Genomic DNA, 18,510 nt, shown 5'->3' on the forward strand with positions numbered 1-18,510 from the left:
GTGTCATGGCAGAAAATGGCGCGCCGGGCGCGGATTTGTAGTAGCCGGCTTGCCGGCGATGACGGACTGTCAGTCACCATCATTGTTGCCTGACCCACCGCTATCGCCAGCAAGCCGGCTCCTACAGGTTTTGTGTCATGGCAGAAAATGGCGCGCCGGGCGCGGATTTGTAGGAGCCGGCTTGCCGGCGATAGCGGCGCATCAGTCACCATCATTGTTGCCTGACCCACCGCTATCGCCAGCAAGCTGGCTCCTACAGGTTTTGTGTCATGGCAGAAAATGGCGCGCCGGGCGCGGATTTGTAGTAGCCGGCTTGCCGGCGATGACGGACTGTCAGTCACCATCATTGTTGCCTGACCCACCGCTATCGCCAGCAAGCCGGCTCCTACAGGTTTTGTGGTGTTTGCTGGGACTCTCATCCCATCGAAGCGCCTGACCGCTACCCAAGTAGCATACGTCGCCGACCGCTGCCTTCGTACACTCCAACCTCACACATGCGCACCTGCGGGAGGCGACGATGCAGCAGGTTCAGAGCGACGGGGTCGTCAGTGCGATGTCCCAGGCGACCGATGCCCAGCAGGTGGCTCAGGAGCTGGCGCGGCAGTTGCTGCATCCGCATTTGGGCTTTGTGCTGTTTTTCTGCTCCGCCGAGTACGACTTGCAGGCGCTGGGCCAGGCCTTGCAGCAGAGCTTTGGCGGTATCCGTCTGGTCGGTTGCACGAGCGCCGGTGAAATCACCCCGCTGGGTTACGGGCGCAACTGCGTGACGGCCGTGGGTTTCGACCATCGGCATTTTTCCATCGATGCCGAATTGATCGACGAGATGGAGCGCTTCAGCCTGATCGACGCCCAGCAAATGGTCGAGCGTCTGGTCAGTGGTTGTCGCAGCAACACCCTGGCGCCGATCAAGGGCAACAGCTTCGCCCTGACCTTGCTCGATGGTTTGTCCAGCCGTGAAGAAATGGTGCTCGCGGCGTTGAGCGCGGCGCTGGGCGACATTCCACATTTCGGTGGCTCGGCCGGCGACGACAATTACCTGACCCACACCCACGTTTACTTCGGCGGCGAGTTCCACAGCGGCGCGGCGGTGGTGGTGCTGGTCAACACCTGGCTCGACTTCGAAGTCTTCACCACCCACCACATCCTGCCGAGAGCGGAAAAACTGGTGGTCACTGGCGCCGACAGCGCCTCGCGCCGGGTCTTCGAACTGAATGCCGAACCGGCCGCCGAGGAGTACGCCCGGCACATCGGCGTGCCCGTGGCTGAACTCGATCACCGGATCTTCGCCGCCCACCCGCTGGCAGTGCGGATCAACGATCAGTATTACGTGCGGGCCATCCAGCAGGTGCACCCGGACTTGAGCCTGAGTTTCTACTGCGCCGTGGAAAACGGCATCGTCCTCACCGTCATGACCCCAGGGCCGATGCTGCCCAATCTGCAAACCCTGTTCGACGGTTTGCAGGAACGCCTCGGTGACCTGTTGTTGACCATCGGCTGCGACTGTTTTCTCAGGCGCCTGGAACTGGAAGACGGCGGCAATCTGGAGCAGATCGGCAGGTTTTTGCGCGACCAGCGGGTGATGGGTTTCAACACCTACGGAGAACAGTTCAATGGCATGCACATCAACCAGACCTTCACCGGGGTTGCCATTGCCCGAGGCCGCTCCCCTGGACATCGCTGAGCTTGCGGCTCAAGTCGCCAGCCTGCGGCACGAAAACCACAAATTGCAGCGCATCAATGCTGCGCTGATCGAACGGATCGAGTCCGGCATCACCCGCGGCAACGACCCGTACGCGGCGTTCCAGCATTCGGTGGTGCTGGCCGAACAGGTACGTGAGCGCACCGATGCCTTGAACCAGGCCATGGCTGAACTGAAGTCAGGCAATCACTTGCTCAGCGAAGCGCGTCTGCGAGCGGAAACTGCGCATCAACACCTGATCGACGCCATCGAGAGCATTTCCGACGCCTTTGTATTGTTCGACGCGGAGCAGCGGATCGTGCTGTTCAACAGCCGCTTCAAGGCGTTCTGGGGTAACAGCCGGGTGCGAATCAACGCCGGCATGCGCCTGGCCGAGGTCAAGCGGCTGATGCTGTCCACCGGCCTGTTCACCGAAGAACCGCGCGGGCAGGCCGACGAGAACCTGCTGTTCCGCTTGCAGGACGGTCGTTGGCTGCAAGTCAGCGAACGGCCGACCCAGGAAGGCGGGCGGGTGATCCTGTTCACCGACATCACCGACGTCAAACTCAGTGAAACCGTGCGCCGCGAGCAGGCCGTGGCGCAGAAATCGCATTTGTTGCAACGGGCCGTGGACAACCTGTCCCAAGGCGTAGCGATGGTCAACGCCGAGGGCATTCTGGAGTTGTGGAACCGGCGCTTCCTTGAACTCAGCGGCCTGGCGCCGGTGGCGGCGCATCGACCGTTCGCCGAAGTGATCGCCGACAGCGAGTTGAACCTGTTGACCCCGGCCAGCCGCGACGGCAACGGGCGCCCGGTGCAGGAATGCGAGCAGCGTCTGTACGATGGCCGGGTCCTGGAAATCCGCACGCATCCGTTGCCCACCGGCGGCTTCGTCAACACCTTTACCGACATCACCGAACGCTACCAGCACGCCGAAGCGCTGAGCGAAAGCGAGCGCTGGATTCGCCTGATCACCGACCACGTTCCGGCGTTGATCGCCTACCTCAATGCCGACCTGGTCTACGAATTCACCAACAAGGTCTACGAAGAATGGTACTGCTGGCCACGCGGTGTAATGCTCGGGCAGAGCCTGCGCGAAGTACACAGCGAGCAGCATTACCAGCGCCTGGAAGCCTATGTGGCGCGGGCGTTGGCCGGTGAGAGCGTGACGTTCGAGTTCGCCGAAACCAATATCAACAACCAGGAGCGTTACATGCTGCGCTCCTACGTGCCCAATCGGCTGGTAACCGGCGAAGTGGTGGGGATTTTCGTGTTGATCCGCGACATCACCGAGCGCCGCCGCACGGCCGAGGCGTTGCACCAGGCCTATCAGAACCTCGAACTGCGGGTGCGCGAACGCACGGCGGAACTGACGACCCTCAATGACCAGTTGCTGCGCGAGATCGACGAACGTCGACGGGTTGAATCACGCCTGCGCGAGGCCAAGCTTGAAGCCGAGCAGGCCAACCTGTCGAAGACCAAGTTTCTTGCCGCCGTCAGCCATGACTTGCTGCAACCGCTGAATGCCGCGCGCCTGTTTACCAGCGCCTTGCTCGAACGCCGGGAGCCGCTGGCCAACGAGATTCTGGTGCGCAACGTCAGCAATTCCCTGGAAGACGTGGAGAATCTGCTCGGTACGCTGGTCGACATTTCCAAACTCGATGCCGGGGTGATCAAGGCCGACATCGCGCCGTTCGCCTTGAGCGAGTTGCTGGAAAACCTCGCCGCCGAGTACACCCAGGTCGCGCGCAGTGAAGGGCTTGAGCTGCATTTCATCGGGTGTTCGGCGCTGGTGCGCAGCGACATTCAGTTGCTTGCGCGGATCTTGCGCAACCTGTTGAGCAACGCGATTCGCTACACCTACAGCGGCCGCGTGGTGCTCGGTTGCCGGCGGCATCATCAGCGGCTGTCGATCGAGGTCTGGGACAGCGGCATGGGTATTGCCGAAAACCGTCTGGAAGAGATTTTCCAGGAATTCAAACGCGGTGATGTGCAACGTCCGGATCAGGATCGCGGGTTGGGGCTGGGGCTGGCAATTGTCGAGAAAATTGCCGGGATTCTCGGGCACCGCATTCACGTGCGTTCGTGGCCGGGCAAGGGCTCGGTGTTTTCCGTCGAGGTGCCTTTGAGCGCGACGGCACCCAAGGCACTGCCGAGCCTGTTGATGAGTGAGCCGATGCTCGAACGCCTGCGCGGTGCGCGGGTATGGGTGCTGGATAACGATGCGGCGATTTGCGCTGGCATGCGCACCTTGCTCGAAGGGTGGGGTTGTCTGGTGGTGACGGCGCTGTCGGAGCAGGATTTGGCGCGGCAAGTGGACAATTATCACGCCGAGGCGGATTTGCTGATTGCCGATTACCACCTGGATGACGATCAGAACGGCGTGGATGCCGTGGCGCGGATCAACGCCCGGCGCGGCTCAGCCATTCCGGCGATGATGATCACCGCCAATTACAGCAATGAACTCAAATTGCAGATTCGAGAGCTGGGGCACACCTTGATGCATAAGCCGGTGCGGCCGATGAAGCTGAAGACGGCGATGAGTCATTTGCTCGGCCGGCCTTGAGATTTTTGTTGATGTTGAGGGCCTCATCGCCAGCAAGCCAGCTCCTACAGGGGATCGCGTTGTTCCTGTAGGAGCCGGCTTGCTGGCGATTTGTTCGGCAGGCCCTGAAATTTGTGCGGGTGCTGATGGCCTCATCGCCGGCAAGCCGGCTCCTACAGGGGATTGCGTTGTTCCTGTAGGAGCCAGCTTGCTGGCGATTTGTTCGGCCGGCCCTGAAGTTTGTGCGGATGCTGAGGGCCTCATCGCCGGCAAGCCGGCTCCTACAGGGGGTTGCGTTGTTCTTGTAGGAGCCGGCTTGCTGGCGATGGGCGCGACGCGGTTTAACGTCGTAGATAAGAGCCGAAATCAATATCCCCGGCACTCAGGATCGCCTGCACCCGATTGTGCACGTTGAGTTTGCGCAAGATCGCCGATACGTGGGCCTTGACCGTGGTTTCAGCGATTTCCAGGGTGTAGGCGATCTGTTTGTTCGACTCGCCTTTGGTCATGCGCTCCAGCACCAGCAACTGTTTGCGGGTCAGGGCCTGGAGCAGTTCCGGCGGGAAGCTCGGGGTGTCGTTCATCCGGCGGTGGGTGCCGCTTTTCTGCGTGCGGATGATGTCCGGCGGCAGGTAGACGTTGCCATTGAGAATCTGCTGGATCGCGTCGGTCATCTGCACCCGTGGCGAGGACTTGGTGATGAAACCCACCGCGCCATAGGTGATGGCTTGCAGCACGATCTGCTTGTCCTGTTCCGCCGAGACGATCACCACTGGAATGGTCGGTGCCTCGTTGCGCAGATTGATCAGGCCATTGAGGCCGTGCATGCCGGGCATGTTCAGGTCGAGCAGGATCAGGTCCAGGTCGTCGTGGTCCTGAGTCAGCGCGAGGGCGCTGTCGAGGTCGGCGGTTTCCATGACCTCGCTGCCCGGGAATCCATCGCTGATGACGTTATGAATGGCTTCGCGAAACAGCGGGTGATCGTCGGCAATCAGAATTTTGTACATAGCCTTTCACCTCATTATTTTGAATATGGTGTGGCAACAACACGCACGCGTAAAGGTCAGGGAAAAGGTTCAGGCAGGGCGGGTGTCACGGGCAGGTTCGCCGCTTGCCAGGCATCCAGGCCATCGCGATACCAATACAGAGTCTTATAGCCCATGGCGGCGGCGCGTTTGACCGCATTCCAGCTCAACCAGCAATCGGACCGGCAGTAAAAGACCAGCGGTTGCCGGGAATCGCCGGCGGTGAATTTTTGCAGATTGCGTGTGAAGTAATCCTGCCAGTCGGGTGTCAGGTCGCCGTCGCCGGTGTTGGCCAGCCAGTGGCTGCCGGGCAGGTTTTCGTGGGGCTGGTCTTCGATGAAACGCCCTTGCAGCCATTGGCGGCGGTAGACATCGATCAACACTGGGCGAGGCGTCTGGGTGAGCAGGGTTTGCAGGGCGGCGGTGTCGATGATGGCGGCACCTTCGGCCTGATTCGGCGTGGGGCTGCGGTACAGGCCGATGCGATAGCCATCAGCGGAGAACAGCGGTGTTTCGGCGTGTGCGACGCCCAGCAACAGGCTCAGCGATAACACAGCGAGGGAAGGGCGCAGCAGAACACGTCGGGCACGCGGCATGGGTTCAGTCCTTATAGTTATGAGCCCATTACATGCCAGTCGCGGTGCGTTGGGAATGCGACGATAGACAGGAAAACCAGTACTAAAGTAGTAATTTTGGTGAGATCAACTGTAGGAGCCGGCTTGCCTGATGCACCGCGTTGCATTGATCGCCGGCAAGCCGGCTCCTACAGTTTGAGGTTGTCCGCGCGATAACGGCAGATCACATCCCTTGTAGGAGCCGGCTTGCCGGCGATGGCGGAGTGTCTGATACACCGCGTTGCCTGGATCGCCAGCAAGCCGGCTCCTACAGTTCGATGTCGCTCACGCGATAACGGCAGATCACATCCCTTGTAGGAGCCGGCTTGCCGGCGATGGCGGAGTGTCTGATACACCGCGTTGCCTGGATCGCCGGCAAGCCGGCTCCTACAGTTCGATGTCGCTCACACGATAACGGCAGATCACATCCCTTGTAGGAGTCGGCTTGCCGGCGATGGCGGTGTGTCTGGTACACCGCGTTGCCTGGATCGCCAGCAAGCCGGCTCCTACAATCCAATGTCGTTCACAAAATAACGGTGTATCCACGATCCTGTAGGAGCCGGCTTGCTGGCGATGGCGGTGTGATTGGTACACCGCAATCCATGGGATCAGCTGGATTTGCGCAGAGCAGCGTGTTGGGGGTTGAAGGTGAGGACTGCCAGTAGCGAGAACAACAGCGTCAGGCCGATGCATACCGCCAATGCCAACGGGTTGAAGCGCTCGTACAAGGCAAACCGCACCAGTTCCACTGCATGCGTAAACGGGTTCACGGCGCACAACCAATACAACCACTCGCTCGACTCGCGCATCTTCCACAGTGGGTAAAGGGCCGACGACAGGAAAAACAGCGGGAAGATCACAAAATTCATCACCCCGGCGAAGTTCTCCAGTTGGCGGATCGCGTTCGACAGCAACAACCCCAACGCACTGAGCATCAACGCCACCAGCAGCAACGCCGGCAAGGCGATCAACAGGCCCATGGCCGGCGGCTGCACGCCGTACACCCAGGCAATCGCCAGAAAGGCGTACACCTGCAACAGCGAAATCAGTGACGTGGCCAACAGTTTGCTGCACAGCAGAAACGTGCGGGGCAGGGGGCTGGTCAGCAGTACGCGCATGCTGCCCATCTCCCGGTCGTAGACCATCGACAGCGAACCTTGCATGCCGTTGAACAACAGGATCATGCAGGCCAGCCCCGGAATGATGTAGACCTCATACGGAATGTAGGTGTCGTAGGGCTCGATGATCGCGATGCCAAGTGCCGCGCGAAAACCGGCGGCGAACACCAGCAGCCACAGCAGTGGGCGCACCAGTGCACTGAGAAATCGCGTGCGCTGCAACACAAAACGCAGCCATTCACGCAGCACGATGCCGCTGAAACATTGCCAATACGCATTCATTGGACGGCTCCCGATGTCGTCAGGCGAGCGAAGGCCGAACCGAGGTCGCCGCCGTGTTCCAGGCTCAACGCATCGGCCTGGCCGCTGGCGACCAAACGGCCTTGATGGAGAATCAGCAAGTCATCGCTGGGCTGCACTTCATCCAGCAAGTGCGTGGTCCAGAGCACGCTGAGGCGGTGCTCGCGGCACAAGCTGCGGATGTGTTGATTGAGCGCCAGGCGACTGGCCGGATCGAGGCCGACACTGGCCTCATCGAGCAGCAACAGGCGTGGCTCATGCAGCAGCGCGCGAGCGATTTCCACCCGGCGACGATGACCGCCATTCAGCTCGCGTACCCGCTCGCGACGGCGTTCGGTCAGGGACTGACGGGCCAGTTCGGCATCGACCCGAATTTTGGTTTCACGCCGCGACATTCCGTGCAGCGCGGCGTGATAACGCAGGTTCTGCTCGACGCTGAGGTCCAGGTCCAGCGTACTTTGCTGAAACACCACACCCAACTGCTTGAGCGCCGGGCGCGGCGCATCCCGCAACGAACAAGCGCCGACACGGATATCACCGCGTTGCACATCGTACAGCCGGGTCAGCAAGGCAATCAGCGTCGATTTGCCGGCGCCGTTCGGCCCCAGCAGCGCCGCAAAACGACCGGGCTCCAGGCTGAAACTCACTTGGCGCAACGCCTCCCGCGCGCCGTAGGCGAAACTCAGGTCGCTGACTTCCAGTGCGTTCATGGCGTCACCACCACGCCCCATGGATAGCGCCCGACCTTTACCGATTTGCTCACTTTGAGGCTGTCGATATCAATCACCGACACATCGCCGCTGACGCCATTGGTGGCCAGCAATTGCTTCTGATCCGGGGTGAATGCCATCTGCCACACGCGGCGGCCGACCAGCAGGTAATCGAGGATTTCGAAGGTTTTGGCGTCGATCACCGCGACGTGGTTGGCCGGGCCCAGCGCGACGAAACCGTACTTGCCGTCAGCGCTGAGTTTGATGCCCACCGGTTGCACCTTGTCCGGGTGCACGCCCTTGATCTGGAAGGTCAGGGTCTTGAGGACCTGCCGGGTGGCGCTGTCAAGAATGGTCACGGTGCCGCCGATTTCCGCCGAGGCCCACAACTGTTTTCCATCGGGCGCGAACTCGACGAAACGCGGGCGCTGATCCACCAGCGTGCTGTCGGCCAGGGTCTGGGTGCCGGTGTCGATCCAGTGCAGCATGTTGGTGGTTTCGCTGGTGTTCACCGCCCATTTGCCGTCCGGGCTGACGGCCATGCCTTCGGGCTCGACGCCGACGTTGATCTGACTCAGCACCTTGGAGGTTTCGGTGTCGATCACCGTCACCAGCGCATCGTCCTCGTTGGAAACGTAGAGCCAGCGATTGTTCGGGTGCAGGGCGAATTGCTCGGGGTCCTTGCCCGAAGGCAGCTCCTTGATGATCTTGCGCGTGGCCACGTCCATCACCTGCACCCGGTCCGAATCGCTGGCGCAGATGTACAGCAGCTTGTTGTCGTGGGACAGCAACAGACCGCGCGGGCGCTGGCCGACGGGCAGGGTGTCGGTGACTTGCAGGGTCTGCATGTCGATCAGGCTGAGGCTGTTGTCTTTTTCGTTGGAGACCCAGGCGGTGCTGGCCGCGGCGTGCCCGGCAGCGAGCAACAGGGCGCATGAAAGCAGGGTGCGGCGCATGGCGGATTCCTTATTGTTGTTGTGGAAGATCAGGGAAAGCGGCAGCTGACCTCGGGTTTGTCGTAACCGAGGCTGTCCATTTCGTTGAAGGGGTGCAGAAAGCCGTCCTGTGGCGAGGTGCTGACCAGCGCCCGCGGCTGCACGATGGGAATCGGCTGGCGCAACTGGCCGTTCCAAGGGCGATAACTGAGCTTGCGACCCTTGAAGCCATCGAGCGGCAATTGGTCGCTGACTTCCAGGTTGCGGATCGCCATCGGATCGGTCTGACGCAGTTTGCTCACCGCGCTGGCGATGCTGCGCACGGCTATCCACGCGGCAAAGTCGCGGTCGTTCATCCAGCGCCCGGCCATAGCTTCGAAGCGTTTCTGCAATTGCGCTGCGCCGTAAGTTTCCACGGTCTTGTGCCAGCCCACCGGGGTCAGGCCTTGAGTGCCGGCCACCGGGCGCGGATACCAGGTCTGGTAGGGCACGTATTCGCCGAAGTCACCGCGTTCATCGGCCACCAGTACCACGTCGTACTCGGCGGTCTGGGTGAACAGCGGCATGTCGGCCTGGGCGCTGCGGCGTTGATCGTTATCGAAACTCCAGGCTTTTTCCGCCACCAGTTGCACGCCGAAGCGTTTCGCCGCGCGGCGCAGGGCGGCGGCATAGGCTTGATCGTCGACGGTCGGGCCGACAATCAGCAGCGCCCGTTGCCATTTGCGCACCACCAGAAACTGCGCCAAGGCATCAGCGAGCATCGCCCGGCTTGGCAGCGTGTGCAGCACGTTTGGCAGGCAATCGGTGGTGCGCAGGCTGTCATCCGGGCTGCCGGCGTTGATCAGCAAACTGTCGGGCAGGGCGGCGCTGAGTTGCCGCAGGCTGGCCACCGGTGCGTTCACCACAAACAGGCGCAGGCCTTGCGCGTGTTGCGCCTTGGCCGCATCGAGCAAGGCCTGCGGGTTGTCGACGTTGGCGTTGGCCAGGCTGTAACTGTGATTGAGAAAGCGCCCGGTGCTGTTGCTGTCGGTGATCGCCAGTTCGGCGCCACGCAGGCCGGCATCGACGGGCTCGGGAATGATGTTCGACAGCAAGGGCCCCGGGTCGGGGCGATAACCCAGGTAACCGATCTGCACTTGCAGCGGTGCATCGGCCGCCTGACTTTGCGTCGCCAGCCCGGCGGCGCAGGCAATCGCCAACAGGTAGATCAGGGCGTAAGGGGCAAGCTGGCGCATAAGGCACTCCATCACGGGTAGCGCCAGCATAGGAAGCCTGAGGACGGGATGAAATATGCAGAAAGTACCAGTGAGGCAGTACCAAGGTAGTAACTCGTCGAGGGCGGCGCGGTTTTAGCATGGGCAACAACGGCCATCACTCTGAAGGAGATCGACCATGCGTATTCTCAAGGCGCTGCTCCTGCCGTTGCTGCTGATCCTGAGCCTGATCGGCGTCGACAAACTCCACGGCCCGCGCCCTGCGTCGCTGCTGGTGATGCCTGCGACACCGGGGCGCTAGGCGTGTCGGCCCTGTGGCGGATCAATCTCTGGGTCTGCGGATTTTTCGCGCTGGTCACTTTGGCGTGCATGGGCTTGCTGATGCACCAGGCGCTGGCGGATGTGGAGCGAGAGCTGCAATCCGCCGAGGCGGTGGTCGAGTACTTGAGCGAAACCGCCGCGCGCGATCCCGCCAGCCTGCAACCACGGCTGACGCAAAGTCTGCGTCACGTGCGGGTGCGCTGGCTCGAACCGGGCGAAGCGGCACAATCGCCAATGCAGGACGGGCTCGACGCCTGGCTCGGGCGATTGCTGTTTGCCGAGGCCCGGTACAGTGCGCGGGAACTGGATCTGCAGGATGGCCGGCGTGTGCTGATTGCGGTCGACCCACGGGATGAAATCGATGAAGTCTGGGATTCCCTCCAGCAATTACTGAGCCTGTGTGGCCTGGCGTTGTTGTTGAGTCTGTTGACCATTCGCTGGGCCGTGCGCCGGGGCATGGGCCTGCTCGATGAGTTGCTGCGCGCATTGCGGCAGGTTTCCGGCGGCCAGCTCAAGGTGCGACTGCGCGCGCAAGGGCTGCCGGAAGCGCAGCAACTGGCGGTGCACTTCAATCGCATGACCGAAGCACTGGAACAGGCGCGCGCCGACAACACGCAACTGACCCAGACCTTGCTCGCGGTGCAGGAACAGGAACGCACTCATCTGGCGCAGACCCTGCACGACGACCTCGGTCAATACCTGGCGGGGATTCGCGCTCAGGCCTGCCTGTTGCGCCTGGTCGCCGATCAACCGGACACCGTGGAGCGCACGGTGCGTGAACTGGAACACAACTGCGAGCACCTGCAACAAGGTTTCAGAGCGCTGGTGCACGACCTCTATCCGGTGGTGTTGCAACACCTGCCGTTGGCCGAGGCTTTCGCGTTACTGGTGGAGCAGTGGCAAGGCCGACAGGGTGTCGATTGTCAGTTGCGCGTCAGCGCTTCGTTGCCGCCATTGTCTGCGCCGGCCAAAACCCATCTCTACCGCCTGTTGCAGGAAGCCTTGACCAACGTCGCTCGCCACGCCGATGCAAGCCAGGTGCGGGTTCGCCTGCAACACTGCGGCGGCCACTTGCGCTTATTGATTCGTGACAACGGTTGCGGCGCCCGCCAGCCACAGCGGCCGGGTGTCGGTTTGTATTCGATGTTCGAGCGCGCCCGCAGTCTGGGCGGTGAGTTACGCATCATCAGCCACCCCGGCGCCGGTTGGGCGCTGGCCTTGAGCATGCCTTTGGAGGCGTCATGAATATTCTGCTGGTGGATGACCATGCGGTAGTCCGTCAGGGCTACGCGAGTTTGTTGCGCGCGTTGCTGCCGGCGATGGAAGTGCGTGAAGCCGCGACGGGTGAAGAAGCGCTGATCAGGGTTCAGGAGGCAGTGCCGAATCTGGTGATCATGGATTTCGGCCTGCCGGGGATCAGCGGGCTGGAAACCACGCGCCGGTTGCGACAGCGTCTGCCACAACTGCGCGTGCTGTTTTTCAGCATGCACGATGAGCTGCCGCTGGTGCGCCAGGCACTGGAGGCGGGCGCTTCGGGTTACCTGACCAAAAGCTCGGCGCCCGAAGTGCTGATCGAGGCGGTGCGGCGGATTCTCGCGGGCCACGCCTACATCGAACAGCCCCTGGCCACTCAACTGGCGTGTCACCCGCAACAGGACGCCAGCGACCCGCGTTTGCAGAGCATGACCCAGCGCGAACTGGAGATTTTCGTGATGCTCGCCAAAGGCACCCCGGCCCGTGTGATTGCCGAACAGCTGAGCATCAGCAGCAAGACCGTCTCCAATCACCTGACGTTGCTCAAGAGCAAATTGCAGGTGAGCTCCCATGCCGAGCTGGTGCATCTGGGGATTGATATGGGCTTGGTGCGAAAGGCGGGGTAGCTGAACTCACACATTCCCCTTGTAGGAGCTGGCTTGCTGGCGATAGCGGTGGATCAGTCGACATCAATGGTGCCTGACCCACCGCTATCGCCAGCAAGCCGGCTCCTACAAAGAGGGGAGGTGCTATTTGTTCCACGTCGTCGGGCAACCGATGCAGCCTTCCATATTCGCATCCTGAAAGTTCGCATAATGCTGACGCGAGCCGCTGAGGTTTGCCTGTTCCAGGTTGCTTTCACCGAACTTGGCTTCCTGCAGATTGGCATCACTGAGATTCGCGCCTTTGAGGTCGGCTTTGCTCAACCAGGTCATTTCCAGGTCGGCCGCCCGCAGGTTGGCGTTGTGCAGTTTGGCGCCGGAGAGGCGGGCGAATTGCAGGTAGACGCCGCTGAGGTTGGCGTCCTGAAACTGCGCACCCTGGGCAAACAAGCCCCAGCCCTGGACCGCCATCAACGTAGCACCGCTGAAGTCGGCCAGGCGCAGGTTGCTTTGTTGCAGGCTGGCGCGGGTCAGGTTGGCGCCTTGCAGTTGGGCTTTTTCCAGGTTGGCGAGGTCGAGGCGGGCGTGACGCAAGTCGGCGTCGCGCAGGTCGGCGCCGCTGAGGTTCATGTTGCGCAGGTCCTGATTGCTCAGGTTGGCGCCTTTGAGATTGGCGCCGGGGCACTGGCTGTGTTCGGCGAGGGTGCAGCCGTTGATGATCAGGGGGGCGTCGTCGCTGTCATCCGCGAAAACCGGAAGGGCGGCGAGCAATAGCATTAGAGGCAGGTATTTCATGGCAAGGTCTCTGGCTTCCCTTGTGGGAGCGAGCCTGCTCGCGATGGTCGTCAACGATGACGCGGGGTGTCTGGTGCCCCGCGGCGGTCTCAGGTTAATCGCGAGCAGGCTCGCTCCCACAGAGGTGGGTGGGGAGAATTACTTCTGCGCGGTCTGGTTATCCCAGCTCGGAATCTTGAACACCCAGAACGACCCGCCCTGAGCCACCGGTTTGGTCAGCTCGGCCATGTCGCCGCCCCACAACGGCACCGCGCCGCCATAGCCGACGGTCACGCCGATGTACTGCTCGCCGTCCTGTTCCCAGGTGATCGGCGGCGAGACGATGCCGCTGCCGGTCTGGAACTTCCAGAGCTCCTTGCCGGTTTTCGCGTCGAAGGCCTTGAAGAAACCGTCGCCGGTGCCGGTGAACACCAGGTTGCCCTTGGTCGCCAGCACGCCGGCCCACAACGGCAAGTGTTCCTTGTGCTCCCACACCACTTTGCCCGTGGTCGGGTTCATCGCCCGCAAGGTGCCGACGTGATCGTCGTACATGCGCTTGATGCGGAACCCCATGCCCAGATAGGCCGAGCCTTTCTTGTAGTTGACCTCTTCGGTCCAGTATTCCTCTTTCCATTGGTTGCCCGGAATGTAGAACAGGCCGGTGTCCTGGCTGTAGGCCATCGGGTTCCAGTTCTTGCCACCGAGGAACGGCGGCGAAACCTCCACCGGTTTGCCCTTGGTTTCCCCCGGCAGCGGCTTGGCCGGACGCTGGCCTTCATTCTCGACCGGCCGCCCGGTCTTCAGGTCGATGTGGCTGGCCCAGGTGATGTTGTCGACGAAGGGAAAAGCGTTCTGCAATTTGCCGTTGTTGCGGTCGACCACGTAGAAGAAACCGTTGCGGTCCGCGTGGCCGGTGGCCTTGACCGTTTTGCCGTCCTTGTCCTTGTAGTCGAACAGCACCAGCTCGTTGTTGCCGGAGAAATCCCAGGCATCGTTCGGGGTGTGTTGGTAGAACCATTTCACCTCGCCGGTGCTCGGATCGACGCCGACCTGGCCCGAGGTGTAGAGGCTGTCGTAATCGTGCGGGTTGCCGTCCTTGGAGGTGCGCGCCCAGGTGTTCCACGGGCCAGGGTTGCCGGCGCCGACGATGATGGTGTTGGTTTCCGCGTCGAAACTGGCGCTCTGCCAAGGGGCGCCGCCGCCGTGGCTCCAGGCTTCGACCTTGCCGGTTTCAGTGGTTGGATCGTTCGGCCAGGACGGCGCCTTGACGTCGCCGGTCGGCGTACTGTCCTTGCCGTTCAAGCGGCCCATGTGGCCTTCGACGAAAGGTCGCATCCACACTTCTTCGCCGGTGTCCGGGTCGCGGGCATAGAGTTGCCCGACCACACCGAACTCATCGCCGGAACTGCCATGGATCAACAGCACCTTGCCGCTGGTCTTGTCTTTGATCAGCACCGGGGCGCCGGTCATGGTGTAACCGGCGGCGTGGTCGCCGAATTTTTTGTTCCAGACCACTTTGCCGGTGTTCTTGTCCAGCGCGATCAGTCGCGCGTCGAGGGTGCCGAAGTAGATTTTGTCGCCATAAATCGCCGCGCCACGGTTGACCACATCGCAGCACGGACGAATGTTGTCCGGCAGGCGATGGTTGTAGGTCCACAGGCGCTTGCCGGTCTTGGCGTCGAGGGCAAATACCCGCGAGTACGAACCGGTGACGTACACCACGCCGTCACTGACGATGGCCTGCGATTCCTGGCCGCGCTGCTTCTCGTCGCCGAAGGAGTAGGACCAGGCCGGTGTCAGCTTGAACACGTTCTTGTCATTGACCTGGGCCAGCGGGCTCCAGCGCTGGGCGTTGGTGCCCATGCCGTATTGCAGAACGTCCTTGGTGGTCAGGTGATCGTTGGCAATGTCTTCCCAGCTCACGTTGTGCGTCGGTGTGGCAGGCGCGGTTGCAGCTTGGCTGGCAGCGCTCAGGGACAGGCTGCTCACCAGCAAAAAGGCTTGCACGGCGAGGGTCAAAGGGGAAAGGGCGGGTAGCGATCTTATTGTCATGGTTGCAGTTCCCAGTGGAGGTTTTGGTCTGCACAGGGTGGTGCGTCCGACGGGGTGGCGAATACGGAAAAAGTCCCGCTGTTGCCGGGAAAATTTCCCAGGCGGCACCTGATTTGGATGTGCGTCGCAAGCCCTACTACCAAGGTACTGGGTGGCGGCCACCAAAGCAGCATGGGGCTTGTGCGAAGTGATTCCTAAGATGGCTGCCATAGCCTCTGTAAAGAGGTTTTGCGTGCAATCCTGAGGGCATAACAATGACAACAAAACGCAACGCCTTGCTCGTTACCGGCCTGCTGGCCGGCTTCATCAGTGCAGGTTCGGTCTGGGCTCACGGCAATGTCGTGCCACAAGCCGTCGAAACCCAGGGACTGACCCCGATCAAGGACGCCGGCGTGCAACTCGATGGCGATGGATGGGCGGCGGTGAACCCTTACCGCACTTCCCCGGAACACGATAAGGCCGTCGAGATCGGTTCATCGGCCTACAACCAGAACTGCGCGGCCTGTCATGGCCTGGAAGCCAAGTCCGGCGGCATCGCGCCTGATTTGCGCATGCTCGATGTCGGCGAGGCCGGTGATGAATGGTTCGTCGAACGTGTGCGCCATGGCGCGGTGCGTGACGGCCGGGTGTACATGCCGAAAATGGCGGACTACCTGAGCCAGGAAGCCCTGTGGGCGGTGCGCACTTACCTGGACAGCGTCCGCGTCGAGGAGTAATGCATGCGCCTGCTCGCGGTGTTGATCAGCGCTGTGTTGCTGTGCTGCCAGACGGTGCAGGCGCAGGTCCGCAGCTATGACGAAATGATCGCTGCCGGGGAGCTGAAAGTGGCGGTCTACAAAGACTTCGCCCCCTACAGTTTCGACAACGCCGGCCAACCCCGTGGCGTCGATGTCGACCTCGCCGAGGCGCTGGCCAAAGCGCTTGGTGTGCGCCTGACGCTGATCTGGGCGCCCGCCGGCGAGAAGCTCGACGACGACCTGCGCGACTACATCTGGCGCGCCAGTCCGTTGCACGATCTGCAACTGGCGGACCTGATGATGCGCGTGCCCTATGACCAGGATTACGCGCGCAAACGCAACGAACTGGGCGAACTGGAAAACAGCCATGTGGTGATGTTCGGTCCGTATCAGAACGAACAATGGCAAGTCGCCTATGACCGTCGTCGACTGGAATCGGTGGCCAGCGTCGCGGTGTTCGAGCATCACCCAATCGGCGTCGAGGTCGACAGTGTGCCGTCGTTCTACCTGACCTCGGTGTTCAACGGCATGCTCGCCGGCAAAACCCATCACTACCCCGGCGTGCCCCAGGCATTCGCAGCGATGAAGGCGGGCGAAGTCGACGCGGTCATGGCCATGCGCGGCGAGATCGACTGGCAGGTTCATGAAGCCGCCGACCCGCAAGTGGCGCTGGCGGAAAACGCCTACCCGAACATGGGCAAGCAACTCTGGGAAATCGGCATGGCCGTGCACGAGAGCAACCGGCAATTGGCCTATGCCGTGGAAGAGGCGCTGGAAGCCTTGATACGCGAGGGTTCGGTGAAAGCCATTTATACCCGTTATGGCCTGCGCTATGACGTCCCGGAGATGTATCAACAGTGAACTGGCGCGCGTGTTGTCTGTTGGCTTGTTGGCTACCCTTGGCCGCGCACGCGGCAGACATCGCGCCGGGCAAAGACCCGGTGCCGTCGGTGATGTGGGCCTTCTATCACAAGCAGATGCTTGGCGACGCGCCGTTCGTGTTTGATGAGCGGGTCAAGCTGCTGGCACCGCCGTTCGCCGAAGACGCCCGGCAAGTGCCGCTGGAAATCGACGCCCGAGCGTTCAAGGGCGAGGTGGTGAAAATCCTCGCCTGGGCCGAGCTCAATCCTTTGCCGAAAATTGTCGATTTCCAACCGCTGGATCGGGTGTTGCCCTGGCTGTCGATCCGCATTCGTGTCGAACAAGCCACGCCGCTGCGCGCGGCCGTCCTGACTCGCGACGGTGTGTGGCATGTCGGCTCGACCCTGATCGATGCGGCGGGCGGTGGATGCACGGCGCCGAGCGTGGTGCGCACCCAGCCGGGCTGGGAAGAGCGCATCGGCGAAGTGCTTGGCGGACGTTATCCCCGTGGCGAGTTCAGCCGCTTGCGTTTGCAGGTGGCGCACCCGATGGATAACGGCATGGTCGGCGGTATCCCGGAATTCTTCATCAACCATGCCGAGCTGCGGGATCAGAACGATCAATTACTGGCTCGCCTCGAACTGTTTCCCGCCGTCAGCGAAAACCCCAACCTGGCCTTCGACATCGAAGGGGCAGGGCAGACGCGCCTGTTGCTGCGCGACAACAGCGGCAACGAATTTGATGCGGCCATACCCTGACTCAAAGGAGCGCGTGATGCGCTGGATGCTGCTGTTGTTCATTAGCCTGAGCCTTCCGGCGTTGGCCGAACTCGACTATTCACTCAAGCCCAGGCAGATCGCCGCCGACACCTGGCTGCTGGAAGGCAGCACCGACAATTTTGCCAAGGCCAACGGCGGCAACATCGTCAACACCGCCTTCATCGTCACCGAACGCGGGGTGGTGGTGATCGACACCGGGCCGTCCAGGCGATACGGCGAAGCGATGCGCAAAGCCATTGCTGCGACCACCGACAAACCGGTGATCCAGGTGTTGCTGACCCATCATCATCCCGATCATGTGCTGGGCAATCAGGCCTTCAGCGATGTGCCGATCGGCGCGCTCGCGGGCACCTGCGAGTTGTTGAAGCAGCAGGGCGACGCCATGGCCGAGAACATGTATCGGCTGGTGGGCGACTGGATGCGGGGCACCGAGGTGGTGTTGCCGACCGAGACGCTGACGCCCGGCGTGCGAAATTTTGGGAATCATGATCTGCGTCTGCTGAGCCTGGGTGGGCATACCGGCGCGGATCTGGCTATTCTCGACCAGCAAACCGGCGTGCTGTTTGCCGGGGATCTGGTGTTTTACCAGCGGGCGCTGACCACGCCCAACAGTCCGGGGTTGTCGGTGTGGCTGGCGGACATCGCCACGCTTCAGGGGCTGCCGTGGACGCTTATTATCCCCGGTCACGGCCCGGTGGCCACGGATGCAAAACCGTTCGAACAGATGCGTGACTACCTCGGCTGGCTCGACCAGTTGATGCGCGAGGGTGCGGCCAACGGCAGCGACATGGCCGAGATGATCCGCAGCCCGATTCCCGAACGCTTCGCCGGGATCAGCCTGAGTCGCTACGAACTGATCCGCAGCGTCAGTCATCTCTATCCGCGCTACGAGCGCACACAAATGAAACGCGTTGACTCCACCACCAACCAACGCTGATCCATTGTGGGAGCGAGCCTGCTCGCGATAGCGGTCTGTCTGTCACATTGATGC

Annotated in this window: 17 protein-coding genes; 9 read left to right on the top strand and 8 right to left on the bottom strand. The window is 61.8% G+C overall.

Annotated elements, in window-relative coordinates; translation table 11 throughout:
* Positions 1-517 precede the first annotated feature (517 nt).
* On the top strand, positions 518-1,681 hold the full coding sequence (gene nosP / locus IB246_RS27200) for a nitric oxide-sensing protein NosP (RefSeq protein ID WP_008024902.1): 1,164 nt from the start codon (positions 518-520) through the stop codon (positions 1,679-1,681).
* On the top strand, positions 1,611-4,244 hold the full coding sequence (gene nahK / locus IB246_RS27205; RefSeq protein WP_162130703.1) for a hybrid sensor histidine kinase/response regulator NahK/ErcS': 2,634 nt from the start codon (positions 1,611-1,613) through the stop codon (positions 4,242-4,244). Before nosP ends, nahK begins: the two co-directional genes overlap by 71 nt.
* 320 nt (positions 4,245-4,564) lie before the next feature.
* Here the strand turns inward: nahK and IB246_RS27210 are convergent, their stop codons facing one another.
* The 6 genes from IB246_RS27210 to IB246_RS27235 form a co-directional block, all read right to left on the bottom strand.
* Entirely contained in the window at positions 4,565-5,230 is a 666-nt protein-coding gene (locus IB246_RS27210) for a response regulator transcription factor (protein ID WP_008024898.1), read from the bottom strand.
* Between the two features lie 56 nt (positions 5,231-5,286).
* Positions 5,287-5,844 carry a PQQ-dependent catabolism-associated CXXCW motif protein gene (locus IB246_RS27215; protein ID WP_008036724.1) on the bottom strand — a complete coding sequence of 186 codons (558 nt, stop codon included), beginning with the start codon at positions 5,842-5,844 and terminating at the stop codon, positions 5,287-5,289.
* A gap of 626 nt (positions 5,845-6,470) precedes the next feature.
* The gene (locus IB246_RS27220; RefSeq protein ID WP_008024895.1) at positions 6,471-7,262 is read right to left on the bottom strand and encodes an ABC transporter permease; all 792 of its coding nucleotides are present in this window, start codon (positions 7,260-7,262) and stop codon (positions 6,471-6,473) included.
* Positions 7,259-7,990, bottom strand: a complete 732-nt coding sequence (locus IB246_RS27225) for an ABC transporter ATP-binding protein (RefSeq protein ID WP_008036725.1) — start codon at positions 7,988-7,990, stop codon at positions 7,259-7,261. Before IB246_RS27225 ends, IB246_RS27220 begins: the two co-directional genes overlap by 4 nt.
* Positions 7,987-8,946, bottom strand: a complete 960-nt coding sequence (locus IB246_RS27230; protein WP_008036726.1) for a YVTN family beta-propeller repeat protein — start codon at positions 8,944-8,946, stop codon at positions 7,987-7,989. Before IB246_RS27230 ends, IB246_RS27225 begins: the two co-directional genes overlap by 4 nt.
* 29 nt (positions 8,947-8,975) lie before the next feature.
* Entirely contained in the window at positions 8,976-10,160 is a 1,185-nt protein-coding gene (locus IB246_RS27235; RefSeq protein WP_008036728.1) for an ABC transporter substrate-binding protein, read from the bottom strand.
* Between the two features lie 157 nt (positions 10,161-10,317).
* Here IB246_RS27235 and IB246_RS28870 point away from each other — a divergent pair, with 157 nt between their 5' ends.
* From IB246_RS28870 to IB246_RS27245, 3 genes are read left to right on the top strand one after another with little or no spacing between them, the layout of a single operon-like run.
* Complete coding sequence (locus IB246_RS28870) at positions 10,318-10,440, top strand: hypothetical protein (RefSeq protein WP_008024888.1); 123 nt, start codon at positions 10,318-10,320, stop codon at positions 10,438-10,440.
* Positions 10,441-10,442: 2 nt separating this feature from the next.
* The gene (locus tag IB246_RS27240; protein WP_032832317.1) at positions 10,443-11,705 is read left to right on the top strand and encodes a histidine kinase; all 1,263 of its coding nucleotides are present in this window, start codon (positions 10,443-10,445) and stop codon (positions 11,703-11,705) included.
* Entirely contained in the window at positions 11,702-12,340 is a 639-nt protein-coding gene (locus IB246_RS27245; RefSeq protein ID WP_008036736.1) for a response regulator transcription factor, read from the top strand. Before IB246_RS27240 ends, IB246_RS27245 begins: the two co-directional genes overlap by 4 nt.
* Positions 12,341-12,463: 123 nt before the next feature.
* Here IB246_RS27245 and IB246_RS27250 read toward each other — a convergent pair whose 3' ends face one another.
* Both IB246_RS27250 and exaA read right to left on the bottom strand, forming a co-directional pair.
* On the bottom strand, positions 12,464-13,111 hold the full coding sequence (locus IB246_RS27250; RefSeq protein ID WP_008036737.1) for a pentapeptide repeat-containing protein: 648 nt from the start codon (positions 13,109-13,111) through the stop codon (positions 12,464-12,466).
* Positions 13,112-13,249: 138 nt separating this feature from the next.
* On the bottom strand, positions 13,250-15,142 hold the full coding sequence (exaA, locus tag IB246_RS27255) for a quinoprotein ethanol dehydrogenase (protein ID WP_008036738.1): 1,893 nt from the start codon (positions 15,140-15,142) through the stop codon (positions 13,250-13,252).
* Between the two features lie 254 nt (positions 15,143-15,396).
* On the opposite strand from exaA, the gene pedF reads away from it, so the two are divergent.
* The 4 genes from pedF to IB246_RS27275 are packed head-to-tail and all read left to right on the top strand — an operon-like array spanning position 15,397 to position 18,456.
* On the top strand, positions 15,397-15,858 hold the full coding sequence (gene pedF / locus IB246_RS27260; protein WP_008036739.1) for a cytochrome c-550 PedF: 462 nt from the start codon (positions 15,397-15,399) through the stop codon (positions 15,856-15,858).
* Between the two features lie 3 nt (positions 15,859-15,861).
* On the top strand, positions 15,862-16,740 hold the full coding sequence (locus IB246_RS27265; RefSeq protein WP_008036746.1) for a substrate-binding periplasmic protein: 879 nt from the start codon (positions 15,862-15,864) through the stop codon (positions 16,738-16,740).
* On the top strand, positions 16,737-17,498 hold the full coding sequence (locus IB246_RS27270; protein WP_008036748.1) for a quinoprotein dehydrogenase-associated SoxYZ-like carrier: 762 nt from the start codon (positions 16,737-16,739) through the stop codon (positions 17,496-17,498). Before IB246_RS27265 ends, IB246_RS27270 begins: the two co-directional genes overlap by 4 nt.
* A 16-nt stretch (positions 17,499-17,514) precedes the next feature.
* The gene (locus IB246_RS27275; protein WP_008036749.1) at positions 17,515-18,456 is read left to right on the top strand and encodes a quinoprotein relay system zinc metallohydrolase 1; all 942 of its coding nucleotides are present in this window, start codon (positions 17,515-17,517) and stop codon (positions 18,454-18,456) included.
* Positions 18,457-18,510: the final 54 nt, after the last annotated feature.

Source organism: Pseudomonas sp. PDM01 (assembly GCF_014852325.1).
In the GTDB taxonomy this organism is placed as follows: Bacteria; Pseudomonadota; Gammaproteobacteria; order Pseudomonadales; family Pseudomonadaceae; genus Aquipseudomonas; species Aquipseudomonas migulae.